Genomic DNA, 16,063 nt, shown 5'->3' on the forward strand with positions numbered 1-16,063 from the left:
ATCAACGGCACCCCGCCGCGGCCAGCGATCGGCGCCCGCTCACCCCGCGTCTGTCGCGGACGGGTTCCAGCGCTGCAGCTTCCCGGGGTTCCGCATGATCCAGACCTGCGCGATGCGGTCGTCGCGGACCTCGACGGATGCGACCGAGTCGACGATGCCGCGTTCGCCGAACACGAGCACGAGCCCGTCGGCGGTCTCGTGCACCGCCCACTCGAGCGCGGGGCCGCGACGCTCGAGGATGCCGGCGACGTAGCGGGCGACGTGGTCGGGTCCGAGCACCGGACGACGTGCCGCCGAGGCGAGGCCGCCGCCGTCGGCGACGAGAACGACCTCGGGGGCGAGGAGCGCCACCAGCGCCTCGAGCCGGCCGCTGCCCGCCGCCGCGACGAAGGCGCGCACGACCTCGTCGTGGCGCTCGCGGCTGACGGCGCCGGCACGACCCTCGCGCACGTGGCGCCGGGCCGAGGAGGCGAGCCGACGGCACGCCTCGGGCGAGCGACCCAGGATCTCGGCGATCTCGCCGAACGGCACCGCGAACACCTCGTGCAGCACGAAGGCGACCCGTTCGGCCGGGGTGAGCGCCTCGAGCACGACGAGGAGGGCCGTCGACACCGACTCGTCGAGCATCGCGCGGTCGAGCGGGTCGTCGGCGGCGCGCACCGCGAAACGGGCGACGTCGGCGGTCGGCAACGGTTCGGGCAGCCACTCGCCGACGTACGACTCGCGTCGGGCCCGCGCGGAGCCGAGCAGGTCGAGGCAGATCCGGCTCGTGACCCGCATCAGCCACGCCCCGGGGTTCTCGATCGCGTCGCGCTCGGCCGGAGGCATCCGATACCAGCGCGCATACCCGTCCTGGACGGCGTCCTCCGCATCGGCGACCGTGCCGAGCAGGCGGTAGCCGAGCCCGAGCAGCCTCGGGCGCTCGGCCTCGAGGGCGGCCGCTTCCGCAGTGTCGTCGCGGGTCATGCGCCAAGCCTCTCATCCCGCGCTCCCACCGCCGCGTCACATTCCGGCGGGCTGCGTCGTCGTCATGGTGAGGGGCGATCGGATGCCCCGCCTGCGGCACCCCGCCGCACCCGAGGAGAGGAGCAGCACTGTGAGGATCGCCGTCGCCGGAGGCACCGGAACCGTCGGACGTCACGTGGTGGACGTCGCCCGCGAACGCGGCCACGAGGTCGTCGTCCTGGCCCGCTCGGCCGGGGTCGACCTGATCTCGGGCGAGGGGCTGGCCGAGGCGCTCGCGGGGGTCGACGCCGTCGTCGACACGGCCAACATCATGTCGATCGACCGTGAGACGGCCGAGCGGTTCTTCACCACGAGCTCGCTCACCCTGCTCGCGGCCGAGGCTCGGGCAGGGGTGGGGCACCACGTGCTGCTCTCGATCGTCGGCATCGACGAGGTGCCGTACGCCTACTACGAGGCGAAGCTCGCCCAGGAGCGGGTCGTCGAGCAGGGGCAGGTGCCGTGGACCATCCTGCGGGCGACCCAGTTCCACGAGTTCGCGGGGCAGATGGCCGGGCGGATGCGGGTCGCCGGGGTGCAGCTGGCGCCGCGGATGCGCACGCAGCCGGTCGCCGCGCGGGAGGTCGGCGAACGTCTCGTCGAGCTCGCCGAGCATCCGGCCGCCGGCCGTGCGGGCGAGCTCGCGGGCCCGCGCGAGGAGCAGCTCTCGGAGATGGTCCGCCGCCTGGCCCGCGCGGAGGGACGGCGCGGGCCCGTGCTCTCGATCGCGCTGCCGATGAAGGGGATGCGCGAGATGCGCCACGGCGCCGTGCTGCCCGGGCCCCACGCGAGGCTCGGGCGCCAGAGCTTCGACGAGTGGCTCGCCTCGGCACCGCGCCGAGGAGCCGCCCCGCCTCGCTAGGGTGGGTGGGCGCGTCCCGAAGGCGTCGGGCGCCCCGAAGGAGCCCAGTGAAGACCATCGACCTCGCCGGCATCGCGGCGCCCAACGTCGTGCTCGGCCTCATGCGCATCGAGGAGATGAGCGACGACGAGGTGCGTACCCTCGTCGGCACCGCCCGCGACGCCGGCATCGACTTCTTCGACCACGCCGACATCTACGGCGAGACGTTGCACGCATGCGAGCGCCGCTTCGCCGAGGCGATGCGGCTCTCGCCGTCGGAGCGCGAGCAGGTCACCCTGCAGACGAAGTGCGGCATCGTGAAGGACGGCCCCTACTTCGACTTCTCGTACGAGCACATCATCGAGTCGGTCGAGGGCTCGCTCGAGGCGCTCCAGACCGACTACCTCGACATCCTGCTGCTGCACCGCCCCGACGCCCTCGTCGAGCCCGACGAGGTCGCCCGGGCCTTCGACGAGCTCGAGGCCTCCGGCAAGGTGCGGGCCTTCGGCGTCTCGAACCACACGCCGAGCCAGATCGAGCTGCTGCGGCGCTCGGTGCGCCAGCCGATCGTCGCGAACCAGCTGCAGTTGTCGATCACGCATGCGCCGATCATCGCCCAGGGCGTCGCGGCGAACATGCAGGGCCTCTGGCAGTCGACGATGCTCGACGGGGGCGTCGTCGACTACTGCCGCCTGAACGGCATCACGATCCAGGCCTGGTCGCCGCTGCAGGCGGGGTTCTTCACCGGCGTGTTTCTCGGCTCGGCCGACTACCCCGAGCTGAACGCGGCGATCGACCGGCTGGCCGGGAAGTACGACGTGCCGCCGATCGCGATCGCGACCGCCTGGATCACGAGGCATCCCGCGAACATGCAGGTCGTGCTCGGCACGACGAACCCCGAGCGCGTCGCGGGCGCCGCGGCAGGCTCGGCCGTGCCGCTCACGCGTCCCGAGTGGTACGAGCTGTTCCGCGCGGCGGGATACCAGGTGCCCTGACCGCGATCAGGTCGGTCGAGTAGCGAAGCGTATCGAGAACACCGGCCGGGGTCTCGATACGGCGCTGCGCGCCTACTCGACCGGCTGGAGCGCGGGCGTGGGTGCGAACGCGGCATCCAGGATGCCGCGGCGCAGCCCGTTCGCCCGCTCGGCGAAGCCGCGCTGGCGTCGCACGTACTCGGCCTTGCCGTCGGGGGTCTCGATGCGCACGGGCTCGCCGCCCCACGGCGCCATGTCGTAGGGCGAGGCCTGCATGTCGAGGTAGCGGATGTCTCGGGCCAGCTCGAAGGCGTCGAGCAGCAGTTCGCCCGGCACGAGCGGACCGAGCTTCACCGCCCACTTGTAGACGTCCATGTTGGCGTGCAGGCAGCCGGGCTGCTCGAGCTCGGGCTGCGACTCGCGCGTGGGCTCGAAGCGGTTGCGCGGCACCGCGTCGGGCGTGAAGAAGCGGAACGCGTCGATGTGCGTGCAGCGCAGCTCGTGCGCCTCGACGACCTCGTCGGTCGCCGCCTGCCCCAGTCGCAGCGGCACCGGATGCCGGTGCTCGCCCTGGCGGTAGACCATCGCCCACTCGTGCAGTCCGAAGCATCCGAACGCCGCCGGCCGCGACGCCGTCAGCCGGAGCATGCGTGCGACGACCGCGAGCATCGGGCCCTTCTCGGCCTCCATCGCGTCGCGGTCGACGACGAGCGAACCCGGCTCGTGGCCCTCGGCGTACCAGCGCCAGCCGGCGCGCGGGTCGCCCGCGGCGTCGGCGAGCTCGACGCCCGGGCCGGGGTGCCAGCGGCGCAGCAGGCTCGGCGAGTACGAGTAGTACGTGAAGAGGAAGTCCTCGATGGGATGCTTCTCGCCGAGAGCCGTCCGTTCGCGATGACCCGCGGTGAGGGTATCGGCCCGCTCGGCGTGCGCCTCGGCGCGAGCGCGCCACTCGGCGGCGGCGAGAAGCGTGGTCATCGTTCAAGGGTATGTGTCGGCGGCTGGTGCGAGACTGGGCGCGTGCTGATCGACGAGCTCGTCACCACCTCGGCGGCCGTGGCCGCCACCCGCTCGCGCCTCGCGAAGATCGAGGCGCTGGCCGAGTTGCTGCGGCGGCTCGAACCCGACGAGATCGCACCGGCGGTGGGGTTCCTCATCGGCAGGCCGCGGCAGGGCCGGGTGGGCGTCGGGTGGCGCGGGCTGTCGACCGCGGTCGAGACGACCGCGGCGGCCGAGTCGCCCTCGATCACCGTCGGCGAGTTCGACGCCGCACTCGACCGGCTCGCGACCGCAGCCGGCACGGGCTCCTCGGGCGAGCGTTCGAGCGAGCTGCGCGAGCTGCTCGCCCGGGCGACCGAGGGCGAGCAGCACCTCATCGCCGGGGTGCTGCTCGGCGAGGTGCGCACCGGCGCCCTCGCGGGCGTGCTCGCCGACGCGGTCGCCCGAGCCGCCGATCGCCCCGCCGGCATCGTGCGCCGGGCCGCGATGCTCTCGGGCGACCTCGGCGAGACCGCCCGCGTCGCACTCACCGGCGACGAGGGCGAGCTCGAGGCGATCGGGCTCGTCGTCGGGCGCGCCGTGCAGCCGATGCTGGCGGCGACCGCGGCCACGCCCAGCGCGGCGATCGAGCAGACCGGTGAGGCCTCGGTCGAGTACAAGCTCGACGGCGCACGCATCCAGGTGCATCGCGCGGGCGACGAGGTGCGGGTCTTCACGCGCAACCTCGCCGACATCACCCACCGGGTGCCCGAGGTCGTCGAGGTCGTGCGCGGTCTGCCGGTCGACCGGGTCATCCTCGACGGCGAGACCCTCTCGCTGGGTGAAGACGGAGCGCCGCGGCCGTTTCAAGAGACGATGTCGCGGTTCGGCGCCGAGTCGGCACGAGAGACCGTGCTGCATCCCTGGTTCTTCGACGTGCTGCACGTCGACGGCCGCGACCTGCTCAACGAACCGCTCGCGACGAGGCTCGCCGAGCTCGAGCGCATCGCACCCGGGCAGCGCATCCCGGGCGAGGTGACCGCCGACGCCGAGGTCGCCGAGCGGGTCTCGCGCGAGGCGCTCGCGGCCGGGCACGAGGGGGTCGTCGTCAAGGCGATCGATTCGCCGTACGCGGCCGGCCGACGCGGGTCGAGCTGGGTCAAGGTGAAGCCGGTGCACACCTACGACCTCGTCGTGCTCGCGTGCGAGTGGGGTTCGGGGCGGCGCACCGGGCTGCTCTCGAACCTGCATCTCGGTGCGCTCGATCCCGAGGGCGAGTTCGGCGAGCCGGGCGGCTTCGTCATGGTCGGCAAGACCTTCAAGGGGCTCACCGACGAGCTGCTGCGCTGGCAGACCGAACGCTTCCCCGAGATCGAGGTGCGGCGCACGGCCAACACCGTCTTCGTCGCACCGGTCACCGTCGTCGAGATCGCGATCGACGGGGTGCAGCGGTCGAGCCGGTACCCGGGCGGCATCGCCCTGCGGTTCGCGCGCGTCAAGCACTACCGCGACGACAAGGGGCCGGCCGAGGCCGACACGATCCAGACGCTGCGGGGCCTCCTGCGCGAGTGAGGGGCCGCCGGCCGTCTGCGCCCGAACGGCCGCTGCGGTCGTGAGCGCGGCGCGCTCGGTCGCCGAAACCTGCCCGATCGCCGCCACGACCGATACGGTGGCACCGTGAACTGGCAACTGCTGGTTGTGCTCGCCCTCCTCGTCGCATCGATCGTGATGTTCGCGATCAACCGCCCGCGCATGGACGTCGTCGCAGTGGGCCTCCTGGTCGCCCTCCCGCTCACCGGCGTGCTGACCGTGCCCGAGACGCTGTCAGGGTTCTCCGACCCGAACGTGGTGCTCATCGCCGCGCTCTTCGTCATCGGCGAGGGGCTCTCCAGAACCGGACTCACCTATCGGCTGGGCGACTGGCTGTCGGCGAGAGCCGGCACGAGCAGCACCCGGCTCATCGTGCTGCTCATGTTCACGGTCGCGCTGCTCGGCGCGTTCATGAGCTCGACCGGCGTCGTGGCGATCTTCATCCCGGTGGTGCTCAGCATCGCCGGACGACTCGGCATCTCGCCGCGGCAGCTCATGATGCCGTTGAGCTTCGCCGCGTTGATCAGCGGCATGCTGACCCTCATCGCGACCGCACCGAACCTCGTCATCGACGCCGAACTCGTGCGTGCAGGGGAGGACGGCTTCGGGTTCTTCTCGGTCACCCCGTTCGGGCTCGTGGTGCTCGTGCTCGGAATCGGCTACATGCTCGTCGCACGCCGCTTCCTCGGGGCCGGCTCCGCCGACGATTCGACTCGGGCCGACCGCACGTACGGCCACCTCATCGGCGACTACCGGCTCGCCGATCGCGATCGGCGGGTGAAGGTCGGGCGGGGTTCGCCCCTCATCGGGCGGCGCCTGGGCGAGATCAGCCTGCACCCGCACGGCCTCCGCATCATCGCCGTCGAGCGCTCGCGATGGCTGCAACGGACGCTCGAGGTGACGGCCACCGCGCCGGGGACGCAGCTCGCCCGGGGCGACGTGCTGCTCGTCGACGTCTTCGAACGGCGCGGCGACCTCGCCGAGCAGCTCCGGCGCCTGCGCCTGCGCGCCCTGCCCGCCGGTGAGGGCTTCCTCGCCGAACGGTCCCGCGAAGTGGGGCTCGGCGAGGTGATGCCGCCGCCGAACTCGGCCGCGCTGGGGCGCACGATCGGCGGACTGCGCACGCGCGAGCTGTACCGCGTCGACGTGATCGGCCTGCGGCGCGGCGCCGAGGCGTTCACCGGTTCGCTCGCCGACGAACGCGTGCGGCTGGGCGACACCCTGCTCGTCGTCGGCGCCTGGGAGGATGTCAAGCGACTGACCGCACGCAGCGCCGACTTCGTCGCACTCGAACTGCCGGCCGAGGTGCGCGAGCAGTCACCCGCCGCGAATCGCGCGCCGTTCGCGCTGCTGAGCGTCGTCGTCATGGTCGTGCTCATGGTCACGGGCATCGTGCCGAACGTGATCGCCGCGCTCATCGCGTGCCTCATGATGGGGCTGTTCGGCTGCATCGACATGCCGAGCGCATACCGATCGATCCACTGGCCGACGCTGCTGCTGATCGTCGGCATGCTGCCCTTCGCGCTCGCACTCGAGCGCACGGGAGGCATCGACCTCGCGGTGACGGCGCTGACCTCGACGCTCGGGCAGGGGAGTCCGGTCGTGCTGCTCGCAGGCCTGTTCATCACGACCGCGGTGATCGGGCTGTTCGTCTCGAACACCGCGACGGCGGTGCTCATGGGGCCCGTGGCGATCGCGACCGCCGAGAAACTGGATGCCTCGCCCTACCCCTTCGCGATGGTCGTCATCCTCGCGGCCTCCGCCGCGTTCATGACCCCGGTCTCGTCGCCGGTCAACACGCTCGTGCTGGGGCCGGGGCGGTACCGGTTCGGCGACTTCCTGCGGATCGGCACGCCGTTCGCACTCATCGTGATGGTCGTCGCGATCACCATGGTGCCCTGGCTGCTGCCGCTCCACCCTGGCTGACGGTTCAGTCGGTTCAGCGCGGCGTGATCGAGTCGACGAACGCGTACGCCTCGCGGGCGACCTCGCGCCAGCGGTCGGCGCCCTCGGCGAGGGCCACGACCGCCCACTCCCGCATCGGACGCCCGCGCATCACCATGTTGTCGAGGCCCGACTCCTCGATGCGGTCGGCGTCGAGCTTCACCACCAGGTCGCCGTGCGAGGAGACGAAGGCGAAGAACTTGCCGCGCACCGACAGCCCCTCCGAGCCGAACATGCGGCCGAAGGCCACGTCGGGCTCGGCGAGCAGCTCGGGGGCGACCTCCCCGAGGAGTTCGAAGCCTTCGTCACGAGTGCTCATGGTCCGCCTCCCGTCATCCCTGCGTCACTCCATCGAGATGCCGGTCACCGGCACCCCGGCCCGGTCGTAGACCAGCCCGATGGCACCACTCGAATAGCTGCGGGCGGGCTGGGCGAGCGTGAACGAGGCCGGCTTCACCCCGTCGCGGAACATTCTCTTGCCGGTGCCGAAGGCGATCGGGTAGACGAACAGGTTCAGCCGGTCGACCAGGTCGACGTCCAGCAGCGTCTGCAGGAGGTCGCCGCTGCCGATCATGTGGATCTCGTCGAACCGCTCCTTCACGGCGGGCAGTTCGCCCGCGGCGTCGTGCAGCACCGTGGTGCCGGCCCAGTCGGCGTCGGCGAGCGTGCGCGACACGACGAACTTCGGTACGGCGTTGAACTTCTCGGCGATGGGGCCCGACTGGTGCGGCCAGTACGCGGCGAAGATGTCGTAGGTCTTGCGCCCGAGCAGCAGCGCGTCGAGCCGGTCGATGCCCGCCATGATGTCGGCGCCGTTCTCGTCGTCGAGGTACGGCGCCTGCCAGCCGCCGTACGGGAAGCCGTGCTCCTCGTCCTCCTCGGGGCCGCCCGGGGCCTGGTAGACCCCGTCGAGGGTGACGAAGAGGTCGGCGGCGATGATGCCCATGGTTCCGCTCCTTCGCATGCCTCGCGGAGCGGCCGCTCGGCACGTCATCGGCGGCGGGCCGCGACCGCGCCCCGCATCGTCCCCATCATTCGCCTCCGAGGCGGCGAACGGAACCCCCCCGCCTCGGATGCCTCGCCGGCGCTCGAGTGCCCGGCGCCGGTGGAGGATGTCGCCGGCCCGGCGTAGCCTGTGCCGCGTGACCGGCCGCGACGCGGCGAGCCGGCGTTGAGCGGACGGAGCCATGATGGCGAACCTGGTCGTGCACTTCGAGATCCACGCGAGCGAGCCGCAGCGGCTCGTCGACTTCTACACCGAACTCCTCGGGTGGCAGTTCACCCAGTTCGGCGACTATCCGTACTGGATGATCCAGACCGGTGAGGGGTCGATCGGCAACACCGAGGCGTCGCCCGGGCTCGGCATCAACGGCGGGCTCACCCAACGGGAAGGGCCGGCTCCGGCGCCGGGAGCGCCGGTCAACGGCTGCAACATCGTGGTCGGCGTCGACGACGTCGATGCGACGTTCGCGCGCGCGCTCGAACTCGGGGCGACCGAGGCGGTGCCGCTCGAAGACACCGAAGGCGTGGGGCGCACCGGCGCGCTCACCGATCCCGACGGCAACCTCTTCGGGCTCATCTCGCCGGTCATGTCCGACGGCACTCGCGCGATGTAGCGATCCTCCCGCCGGCCGGGCCTCAACCCACCCGGTCGAAGAAGTCGACGATCAGCTCGGCGACGGCCGCGGGCTGGTCGTCGACGACGAAGTGCTTCGCATCCTCGACGAACGCGAGTTCGGCGTGCTCGGCGTATCGCGTGGTGTCGCCGCACAACCGTCGCACCAGGTCCTCGGTGAAGGCTCCGTCCTGATCGCCGAACACGAAGAGGCTCGGCGGTACGAGGCGCTGTCGTCGGTACGCGCCGAAGGTCAGGCGCGTCATGACCGACGGCACGACGTGCCGGTAGACCGCGGGAATCGCGGCGTCGACCTCGGGCCGGGCGGTCGGCGCGAGATACGCGTCGATCGTCTCTGCGCTCATCGGGTGCGCGGTGTACCCGGTGCCGAACACCCAGCGCAGCGACTCGCCCGCCCGGTGGCGCAGCAGGGGCGGGATGTGCCGCAGGCTCGGCACGAGCTTCGCGCTGAACGACATGAATCCCGGCGGCACCGCGAGCGTGACCGCTGCGAAGACCCGCTCGGGGTGCGCGTAGGCGAGCTGCATGCCGGTGATGCCGCCCATGTCGTGGCTGACGACGCGAACCCGGTCGAGCCCGAGCTCGTCGAGCATCGCGGTCAGGTCGTGCAGCGACGTCTCGGGCCCGAGCCTCGGGTCGTCCGCCTCCGTCCAGCCGAAGCCGCGCTGGTCGGGGCAGATCACGCGATAGCCCGCGGCGGCGAGCCTCGGTCCGACGTCGCGCCACTCCCACCAGTGCTGCGGAAGGCCGTGCAGCATGACGACGGGCGCGCCGTCGCCGATCATCGCGACGTGGCGGCGCAGGCCCGGGGTCTCGACGACGACGTGCTCGAATCCGGGCGCCTCGGGCAGTGGCGGCGACCAGCTCGCCGTCGGCGCCGTCGCGGGGCGCTCGCCCTTCTGTGGTTCAGGCGTGTTCATGACGACTCCCTCGTCGCGCTAATTACTATGTTCATAGTACCACTACGTTAATAGTGCGACCACTGGAGGTGCGAATGGCTGCCACGACCCGCGATCGGGCGCTCGACGCCGCCGTCGAGGTGCTCGGCGCCGAGGGCGTGCGGGCGCTGACCCACGCCCGCGTCGATGCCAGGGCGGGGCTACCGCCGGGCTCCACGTCGAACTGGTTCCGCACCCGGCGGGCGCTGATCGCCGGCGTCCTCGATCGGATCGGCGAGCGCGAGCAGGCCGACCTCGACCCGTCGCAACTGCCGTTGCCCCGCGACCCGGGGGAGCTCATCGAGGCCTTCGTCGCCCTGCTCGAACTGCAGTCCGGGTCGTTCGCGCTGCGCACCCGGGCGCGCTACGCGCTGTTCCTCGAACTCGCGACCGATTCCGAGCTCGCCGCGCCCCTGCACCGCGATCGGCGCGAGTTCGAGCGACTCACCGAGCGACTCGTCGCCTCGGCCGGGATCGTCGAGGTCGTGCCGACGGCCCGCGCGCTCATGGCGCTCGGCGACGGGCTCCTCTTCCACCGGCTGACGGTCGATCCCGCACTCGAACTGCGGCCTCCGATCGAGCGGGTCGTCCGCGCCCTCGTCGCGCACGACTGACGAGGCTCGCGAGCCCGCGATCGGCGACACAGCCGATTCATCGACGCTCCACAGGGCGCGGCGAGGGCGTCGTGGTCGGCTTCAGTCAGTTCGCTGCTGGAAGGAGCCGCCCATGACCGCCACCGACCCCCGTTGGCTCGACGAGCACGGCGACGAGATCGATGAGGACCATCGCGGCCTCGTCTACGACATCCGCACCCTCGTCGACCGACGACGTGCGCTCGGCATCTTCGGCGGCATCGGCCTCACCTCGCTGCTCGCAGCGTGCTCGGCCGGCCCGGCGTCGCCGAGTGCGAGCCCGACGTCGTCCTCGACGTCATCGGCGACGGCCACGCCGACACCGTCGTCGGGCGCCGGCGCCGAGGCATCCGCGCCGCTCGACGAGGTGCCCGACGAGACCGGCGGCCCGTATCCGGCCGACGGCTCGAACGGCGTGAACGTGCTCGACGACTCGGGCATCGTGCGCAGCGACATCCGCTCGTCGTTCGGCTCGTCGACCACGGTCGCCGAGGGCGTCCCGCTCGAGATCGCGCTCACCGTGCGCGACGCCGCGACCGGCAGCGCGCTCGTCGGCGCCGGCGTGTACCTCTGGCACTGCGACCGCGCCGGCGACTACTCGCTCTACTCGCAGGGCGCCGCGAACGAGAACTACCTTCGCGGCGTGCAGGCCACCGACGAGAGCGGCACCGTGCGGTTCACCTCGATCTACCCGGCCTGCTACTCGGGGCGCTGGCCGCACATCCACTTCGAGGTGTACTCCGACGTCGACAACGCGGTCGCCTCGGGGCCGATCGTGAAGACCTCGCAGATCGCCCTGCCCGAGGAGGCGAACGCGCTCGTCTACGCGACCGCCGGCTACGAGCGGAGCGTGCAGAACATGACGCGGACGAGTCTCAGCGGCGACAACGTCTTCGGCGACGACGGCGGCATCCACCAGATCGCGAGCATGTCGGGTTCGGTGGCGGCGGGCTACACCGCGGCGCTCACCATCGGCGTGTGACGGTCGTCGGCGAGCACAGGGATGCCCCAGGCTGCAGGTGCAGCCCGGGGCATCCGGTGTGTCGTCGCTCAGACGGTGCGACGGCGGCGCATGAGAAGCAGTGCGACACCGGCGGCGAGCAGTGCCGCGGCGCCCGCGATCGCGGCGGCGAGGCCGGTGACGCCGGTCACGGCGAGGTCGCCGTCGGTCGGGGTGTCGGTGCCGCCGTCGGGGCCCGGTCCGGGGCCGACAGGGACGTTCGCGGTGTTCGTCACCGTGACGAGCACGTCCTCACCATCGACGATCGTCACCGTCTCGGGGCTGAAGCTCGGTTCGCCCCATTCGACGCCGTCGATCTCGGGCAGGTCGACCTCCGTGAACGAGACCACGGTGCCGGTCGGGAGGTGCTGCGGGCCCTGGCCCACGGTGCCGTCGGCGAGCACGACGATCGTGCCCGTCTGCGTCGTGCCGTCGACGTCGTAGCGGTACTCGACGGTGAATGCGGTGTCGGCGGGCACGGCCTCGGCGGCGCCGCCCTCGATCGACTTCGCGAGTGAGAAGCCGCCGGTGGCGAGGATCTCGGATCCGGTGCGGTTCGTGACCGTGACGAGGGTGTTCTCGTCGTCGGCGATCGTGACGCGCTCGGGGCTGATGACCGGCGTGCCCCACTCGACGCCCGGGATCAGGGGCAGGTCGACCTCCACGAAGTCGACGACCGTGCCGACCGGCAGGTCCTGCGGGCCGTCGACGACTGTGCCGTCGGCGAGCAGGGTGAGCTCGCCCGTGATCGTCTCGCCGCCGAGCTCGTACGAGTACTCGAGCGTGAACTCGGTGTCGGCGGGCACCTCGCCTGCCGCGGGGCCGGTGACGTCCTTCGCCGCCGAGAAGCCCCCGACCTGCTGGCAGCCGAGGGATCCGCCGCCGGTCCACGGGTAGTTGTGCAGCTCGTTGCCGGCGCCGCGGGTGGTGAGGTCGCCGCCGATGTGCACGCGGCCGTTGGTGGACGCGGTGATCTCGGCGTCGGCGTTCGGAGCGAGGATCGAGCCCATGAACTGGCTGGTGCCGCCGATGAGGAGCGACGTCGCGTCGGTGAAGTTCCAGAGGATGCGCGAGGCGGCGTTGCCGAAGCCGGTGCTCGTGAGGTCGTCGACCCGCACGCCGTCGATCGCGAAGTAGTTCGGCGAGAACGCCACGTCGTCGGTGCCCGTGATGTTGATGACGATCGGCACGTCGGCGGGGAGCGCGGTGAAGTCGACCTCGGTGATCGCCGAGATCGCCCCGGCGTCGAGCGTGAAGACCTGCGGGTCGTCGCCGGGCGTGCCGACGAACTGCACCTGGTTGCCGGCGACGAGGCCGGCGCCGGTCACCGGGTACCCCGCGATCTCGGCGGAGGTGTCGGTGATCACCATCTGGAAGTCGGCGTTCGGATCCATCGCGGCCGTCTGGCCGAGACCGGTCTCGATGCTGGCACCGTTGGTGACCACGGTGCCGGTCGCCGTGCCGCCGGCCTTCACCGCGCCGCCGCCCGTGATGTTCGCGCCGACGTGGAGGTTCGTCGTCGGGCCGACGACGAGGTCGCCGCCGACCGCGAGCATGGTCTCGCCGCCCGCCGGCACGATGCCCGAGCCGGCGCCGACGACGCCGACGTTGAAGACACCGCCCGAGGTCTTGTCGAAGGTCGCGTTGCCGCGGACCAGCAGGAGGCCCTCGGACTCGGCGGCGCTCGAGGTCGCGAGGAAGTCGCCGCCGGAGTAGACGGCGACGTTCGAATCGGTGTAGGTCGGCAGCGGGCCGATCGGGGGAGCCTCGCCGTCGGGCGGGCAGATCGGCAACGGCTCGGCGGCGTTCGCGGGTGCCGCCGGCGCTGCGGCCGTGATCGCGACGGCGCCCAGCAGGGCGAGGCCGGTGATGGCGAGCAGGCTCGTGAACGAGCGCAGGCGCGTGCGCGGTGAACTGGAGGCGCGGGAGTGCATGATCGGGTTCCGTTTCGGGGAGAACGGGCGGGGGAACGAGAGGGGATCGAGGGGGTCGACCATCTCCACTCAATGAGAGAGACGCAGATGGAGCCGGATCATGATGCGACCTCGGCGAGATCTTCAGGATTCCTTCCGAATGGCGCCGGTTGCATCGGTTCCGTCGGAGCCAGCGGTCGCATATAAGGTAAGCATTACCTAACTATCCAGAGGAGTCCCGTGGCCGCCAGCAACATCGCCGTCACCCATGCGCCGAGCGGCGTCGTCGAGGCGGAGGTCTCCGATGCCGTGCGCATCTCGCCCCACTTCGTCCGACTCACGGTCGCGGGAGAGGGGCTCGCCCGCTGGCGGCACCTCGGCTTCGACCAGTGGTTCCGGCTCGCCGTGCCGACCGCGGGCGACACGCGTTTCGACAACCTCGCCGACACCTTCGACATGGCGGGGTACCTCCGCTACCTGATGCTCCCGAAGGCGACGCGGCCCGTCATCCGCAACTACACCGTGCGCGAGTTCCGTCCGGCCGCGCTCGAGCTCGACATCGACTTCGTCGTGCACGGTGATGACGGCGTCGCAGGGCCCTGGGCGAGCGGCCTGCCGCTGGGGGCGTCCGTCGCGCTGATCGACCAGGGGTGCGGATTCCGTCAGGCTGATGTCGAGCGCGCCGAGCACGTCCTGCTCGTCGGTGACGAGAGCGCGCTGCCCGCGGTGCTCGGCATCCTGCGCGACCTCCCGCGCGACGCACGGGGGCAGGCGGTCATCGAGGTGCCCGATCTCGCCGACCGCCAGCACATCGACGCCCCCGACGGGTTCGACCTGCACTGGATCGTGCGCCGACCCGAGCAGCCCGCCGGACGTGCCGCACTCGAGCACCTGCGGGAGCTGAACCTTCCCGCGGACTCGGTGTACGCCTTCGCCGCGGGGGAGTCGCAGCTCGCGACGGGAGCCCGGCGGTTCCTGGTCAATGAGTGCGGCATCTCCAAGCGCGACATCTCCTTCTGCGGCTACTGGCGCGCCCACTGACCCGGGTGATCCACCGCGGCGTAGACTGCGGAAATGGAGGCTCCGTCCAGCACCACGCTGGTCGTCGTCGGAGATGAGACGGCGAATGCCATCCATGCGCTCGAGGGCTTCGCGAACGTGTGTGCCGCCTCGCTGCCCGACGCCTCCGACGCCGACGTCGCCCGCTGGTCGTCGAGTTCGGCGGCGCCGTTCGTCGTGCACGACCACGACCCGCTCGCGCACGTGGCCGCAGCCTGGGTCGAGTTCTTCGACGACCTGTCGACGTACGGCGTGCTCGAACTCGAGATCGCCCGGGCGCTCGAGGCGGCCGGGCGGCACGACCTCAACGTCCCTGACTACTACGTCGTGATCCATCCCGAGAGCCTGCCCGTCACCTGGAAGCACTGGTGGCTCGGGGTGCTCGCGAGTGCGTCGCCGCGTCGCGTCATCCCGTGGCCGGCCGCCGACGCCTCGCTCGCGCAACTGCTGCGGAGCCTGCCTGTCGCGCGCGCCTGGCCCGAGGTCGACGCCTGGCTGCCGTCGGTCGCGGCGGCCGTGCCCGACCGCATCGGGCTCGGCTGACGAGGACGGTGCGGCGGCCGGTCACTCGGCGGCCGCGGCCCGGGCGTACCGTTCCGAGTACGTCCGCAGGACCGTCCGCAGCTCGGGCGGCGACTCGACGGTGAAGTCCATCCCGAGCATCCCGATGTACGCGGCGATCGTCTCGAGCGTGTCGGCCCCCGTCACGAGCACCGATCGGTGCTCGTCGACCGGCTCGACGACCCCGACCGCGTGATTGATGCGCGCGAGCACCTCGTCGGCCGACGCGGCGATGCGAAGGCGCGCATGCACGTTCCAGCCGGTCGCGGCGATCGTGCGCATGGCGAACGCGGTCGGGTCGCCGCCGGGCACCGGTTCGGGCTCGAAGCGCCGGCGGGTCGGCATCCGCGGTTCGATCCAGTCGACGCGGTAGGTGCCCCAGTCGCCGCTGCGAGGGTCGCGCGCGACGAGGTGCCAGCGGCGCTGCCAGCTCAGCAGTCGGTAGGGCTCGACGAGCACGGGCTCACCGCGGAAGTCGAAGCGCAGCCACTCGACGTCGCGGATGGCCGCGGCGACCGCCTGCAGGACGGCGGCGTCGACCTCAGGGTCGGGGGCATCCGTCCCCGTGTTCTCGGGTGCCCGGTCGACCGTCTCGTGCAGGGCGGCGACGGTGGGTCGCAGGCGCGAGGGCAGCACCTGCTCGAGCTTCGCGAGGGCGCGGCCGCTCGACTCCTCGATGCCCGCGATGCCCGTGGCCGCGCGCAGGCCGACCGCGACGGCCACGGCCTCCTCGTCGTCGAGCAGCAGGGGCGGCAGCTTGCCGCCGGCGCCGAGCCGGTACCCTCCGGTGCTGCCGCGGGCGGCGTCGACCGGGTAGCCGAGCTCGCGCAGGCGCTCGACGTCGTTGCGGATCGTTCGCGTGGTGACCGCGAGTCGTGCTGAGAGCTCGGTGCCCGTCCAGTCGGGGCGCGACTGCAGGAGCGAGAGCAACGCGAGGAGGCGTGCGGCGGTGTCGGACATGGTTCGATTCTCTTCGTTCATTAGGAACGGAACGTGCC

16 protein-coding genes are annotated in these 16,063 nt (G+C 71.8%); 9 read left to right on the plus strand and 7 right to left on the minus strand.

Annotated features, from left to right (window positions below):
* Window positions 1-39 precede the first annotated feature (39 nt).
* On the minus strand, window positions 40-966 hold the full coding sequence (gene sigJ / locus ACFVTR_RS01945; RefSeq protein ID WP_387034346.1) for an RNA polymerase sigma factor SigJ: 927 nt from the start codon (window positions 964-966) through the stop codon (window positions 40-42).
* Between the two features lie 130 nt (window positions 967-1,096).
* Between sigJ and ACFVTR_RS01950 the strand changes: the two genes are divergently transcribed.
* Window positions 1,097-1,864, plus strand: coding sequence for an SDR family oxidoreductase (locus ACFVTR_RS01950; RefSeq protein ID WP_387034347.1), 768 nt, complete (start codon window positions 1,097-1,099; stop codon window positions 1,862-1,864).
* Between the two features lie 47 nt (window positions 1,865-1,911).
* A complete protein-coding gene (locus ACFVTR_RS01955) occupies window positions 1,912-2,838 on the plus strand; it encodes an aldo/keto reductase family oxidoreductase (RefSeq protein ID WP_387034348.1) in 927 nt (308 codons plus the stop codon).
* Window positions 2,839-2,910: 72 nt separating this feature from the next.
* Here the strand turns inward: ACFVTR_RS01955 and ACFVTR_RS01960 are convergent, their stop codons facing one another.
* A complete protein-coding gene (locus ACFVTR_RS01960; protein ID WP_387034349.1) occupies window positions 2,911-3,792 on the minus strand; it encodes a 3-methyladenine DNA glycosylase in 882 nt (293 codons plus the stop codon).
* Between the two features lie 42 nt (window positions 3,793-3,834).
* Between ACFVTR_RS01960 and ACFVTR_RS01965 the strand changes: the two genes are divergently transcribed.
* Together ACFVTR_RS01965 and ACFVTR_RS01970 are read left to right on the plus strand one after the other, a co-directional pair.
* Window positions 3,835-5,364, plus strand: a complete 1,530-nt coding sequence (locus ACFVTR_RS01965) for an ATP-dependent DNA ligase (protein ID WP_387034350.1) — start codon at window positions 3,835-3,837, stop codon at window positions 5,362-5,364.
* 105 nt (window positions 5,365-5,469) lie between these two features.
* Window positions 5,470-7,308 carry an SLC13 family permease gene (locus ACFVTR_RS01970; RefSeq protein ID WP_387034351.1) on the plus strand — a complete coding sequence of 613 codons (1,839 nt, stop codon included), beginning with the start codon at window positions 5,470-5,472 and terminating at the stop codon, window positions 7,306-7,308.
* A gap of 13 nt (window positions 7,309-7,321) precedes the next feature.
* Here the strand turns inward: ACFVTR_RS01970 and ACFVTR_RS01975 are convergent, their stop codons facing one another.
* Window positions 7,322-7,645: a hypothetical protein gene (locus tag ACFVTR_RS01975; RefSeq protein ID WP_387034352.1), complete on the minus strand. Its 324-nt coding sequence runs from the start codon at window positions 7,643-7,645 to the stop codon at window positions 7,322-7,324.
* 24 nt (window positions 7,646-7,669) lie between these two features.
* A complete protein-coding gene (locus tag ACFVTR_RS01980) occupies window positions 7,670-8,272 on the minus strand; it encodes a dihydrofolate reductase family protein (protein ID WP_376941332.1) in 603 nt (200 codons plus the stop codon).
* Between the two features lie 244 nt (window positions 8,273-8,516).
* Here ACFVTR_RS01980 and ACFVTR_RS01985 point away from each other — a divergent pair, with 244 nt between their 5' ends.
* A complete protein-coding gene (locus tag ACFVTR_RS01985; protein WP_376941331.1) occupies window positions 8,517-8,942 on the plus strand; it encodes a VOC family protein in 426 nt (141 codons plus the stop codon).
* A 22-nt stretch (window positions 8,943-8,964) separates the two neighbouring features.
* Here ACFVTR_RS01985 and ACFVTR_RS01990 read toward each other — a convergent pair whose 3' ends face one another.
* Window positions 8,965-9,882: an alpha/beta fold hydrolase gene (locus ACFVTR_RS01990; protein WP_387034353.1), complete on the minus strand. Its 918-nt coding sequence runs from the start codon at window positions 9,880-9,882 to the stop codon at window positions 8,965-8,967.
* A gap of 74 nt (window positions 9,883-9,956) precedes the next feature.
* Between ACFVTR_RS01990 and ACFVTR_RS01995 the strand changes: the two genes are divergently transcribed.
* Window positions 9,957-10,514: a TetR/AcrR family transcriptional regulator gene (locus ACFVTR_RS01995; protein WP_387034354.1), complete on the plus strand. Its 558-nt coding sequence runs from the start codon at window positions 9,957-9,959 to the stop codon at window positions 10,512-10,514.
* A gap of 112 nt (window positions 10,515-10,626) precedes the next feature.
* Entirely contained in the window at window positions 10,627-11,514 is an 888-nt protein-coding gene (locus tag ACFVTR_RS02000; RefSeq protein ID WP_387034355.1) for an intradiol ring-cleavage dioxygenase, read from the plus strand.
* Between the two features lie 68 nt (window positions 11,515-11,582).
* Here the strand turns inward: ACFVTR_RS02000 and ACFVTR_RS02005 are convergent, their stop codons facing one another.
* Window positions 11,583-13,466: a choice-of-anchor A family protein gene (locus tag ACFVTR_RS02005; protein WP_387034356.1), complete on the minus strand. Its 1,884-nt coding sequence runs from the start codon at window positions 13,464-13,466 to the stop codon at window positions 11,583-11,585.
* A 219-nt stretch (window positions 13,467-13,685) separates the two neighbouring features.
* On the opposite strand from ACFVTR_RS02005, the gene ACFVTR_RS02010 reads away from it, so the two are divergent.
* Together ACFVTR_RS02010 and ACFVTR_RS02015 are read left to right on the plus strand one after the other, a co-directional pair.
* A complete protein-coding gene (locus ACFVTR_RS02010) occupies window positions 13,686-14,486 on the plus strand; it encodes a siderophore-interacting protein (protein ID WP_387034357.1) in 801 nt (266 codons plus the stop codon).
* 33 nt (window positions 14,487-14,519) lie between these two features.
* Window positions 14,520-15,047, plus strand: coding sequence for a hypothetical protein (locus ACFVTR_RS02015; protein WP_387034358.1), 528 nt, complete (start codon window positions 14,520-14,522; stop codon window positions 15,045-15,047).
* A gap of 21 nt (window positions 15,048-15,068) precedes the next feature.
* Here the strand turns inward: ACFVTR_RS02015 and ACFVTR_RS02020 are convergent, their stop codons facing one another.
* Window positions 15,069-16,025, minus strand: a complete 957-nt coding sequence (locus ACFVTR_RS02020; protein WP_387034359.1) for a helix-turn-helix transcriptional regulator — start codon at window positions 16,023-16,025, stop codon at window positions 15,069-15,071.
* Window positions 16,026-16,063: the final 38 nt, after the last annotated feature.

Origin of the sequence: Agromyces sp. NPDC058126 (assembly GCF_042884595.1) — a bacterium.
Classification (GTDB): Bacteria; Actinomycetota; Actinomycetes; order Actinomycetales; family Microbacteriaceae; genus Agromyces.

What these genes read in the sequence shown, in the direction of transcription:
- ACFVTR_RS02020 (WP_387034359.1), bottom strand. Translation starts at nt 16,025, where the DNA reads ATGTCCGACACCGCCGCACGCCTCCTCGCGTTGCTCTCGCTCCTGCAG.
- ACFVTR_RS01980 (WP_376941332.1), bottom strand. Translation starts at nt 8,272, where the DNA reads ATGGGCATCATCGCCGCCGACCTCTTCGTCACCCTCGACGGGGTCTAC.
- ACFVTR_RS01985 (WP_376941331.1), top strand. Translation starts at nt 8,517, where the DNA reads ATGGCGAACCTGGTCGTGCACTTCGAGATCCACGCGAGCGAGCCGCAG.
- ACFVTR_RS02000 (WP_387034355.1), top strand. Translation starts at nt 10,627, where the DNA reads ATGACCGCCACCGACCCCCGTTGGCTCGACGAGCACGGCGACGAGATC.
- ACFVTR_RS01975 (WP_387034352.1), bottom strand. Translation starts at nt 7,645, where the DNA reads ATGAGCACTCGTGACGAAGGCTTCGAACTCCTCGGGGAGGTCGCCCCC.
- sigJ (WP_387034346.1), bottom strand. Translation starts at nt 966, where the DNA reads ATGACCCGCGACGACACTGCGGAAGCGGCCGCCCTCGAGGCCGAGCGC.
- ACFVTR_RS02005 (WP_387034356.1), bottom strand. Translation starts at nt 13,466, where the DNA reads ATGCACTCCCGCGCCTCCAGTTCACCGCGCACGCGCCTGCGCTCGTTC.
- ACFVTR_RS01995 (WP_387034354.1), top strand. Translation starts at nt 9,957, where the DNA reads ATGGCTGCCACGACCCGCGATCGGGCGCTCGACGCCGCCGTCGAGGTG.
- ACFVTR_RS02015 (WP_387034358.1), top strand. Translation starts at nt 14,520, where the DNA reads ATGGAGGCTCCGTCCAGCACCACGCTGGTCGTCGTCGGAGATGAGACG.
- ACFVTR_RS01960 (WP_387034349.1), bottom strand. Translation starts at nt 3,792, where the DNA reads ATGACCACGCTTCTCGCCGCCGCCGAGTGGCGCGCTCGCGCCGAGGCG.
- ACFVTR_RS01990 (WP_387034353.1), bottom strand. Translation starts at nt 9,882, where the DNA reads ATGAACACGCCTGAACCACAGAAGGGCGAGCGCCCCGCGACGGCGCCG.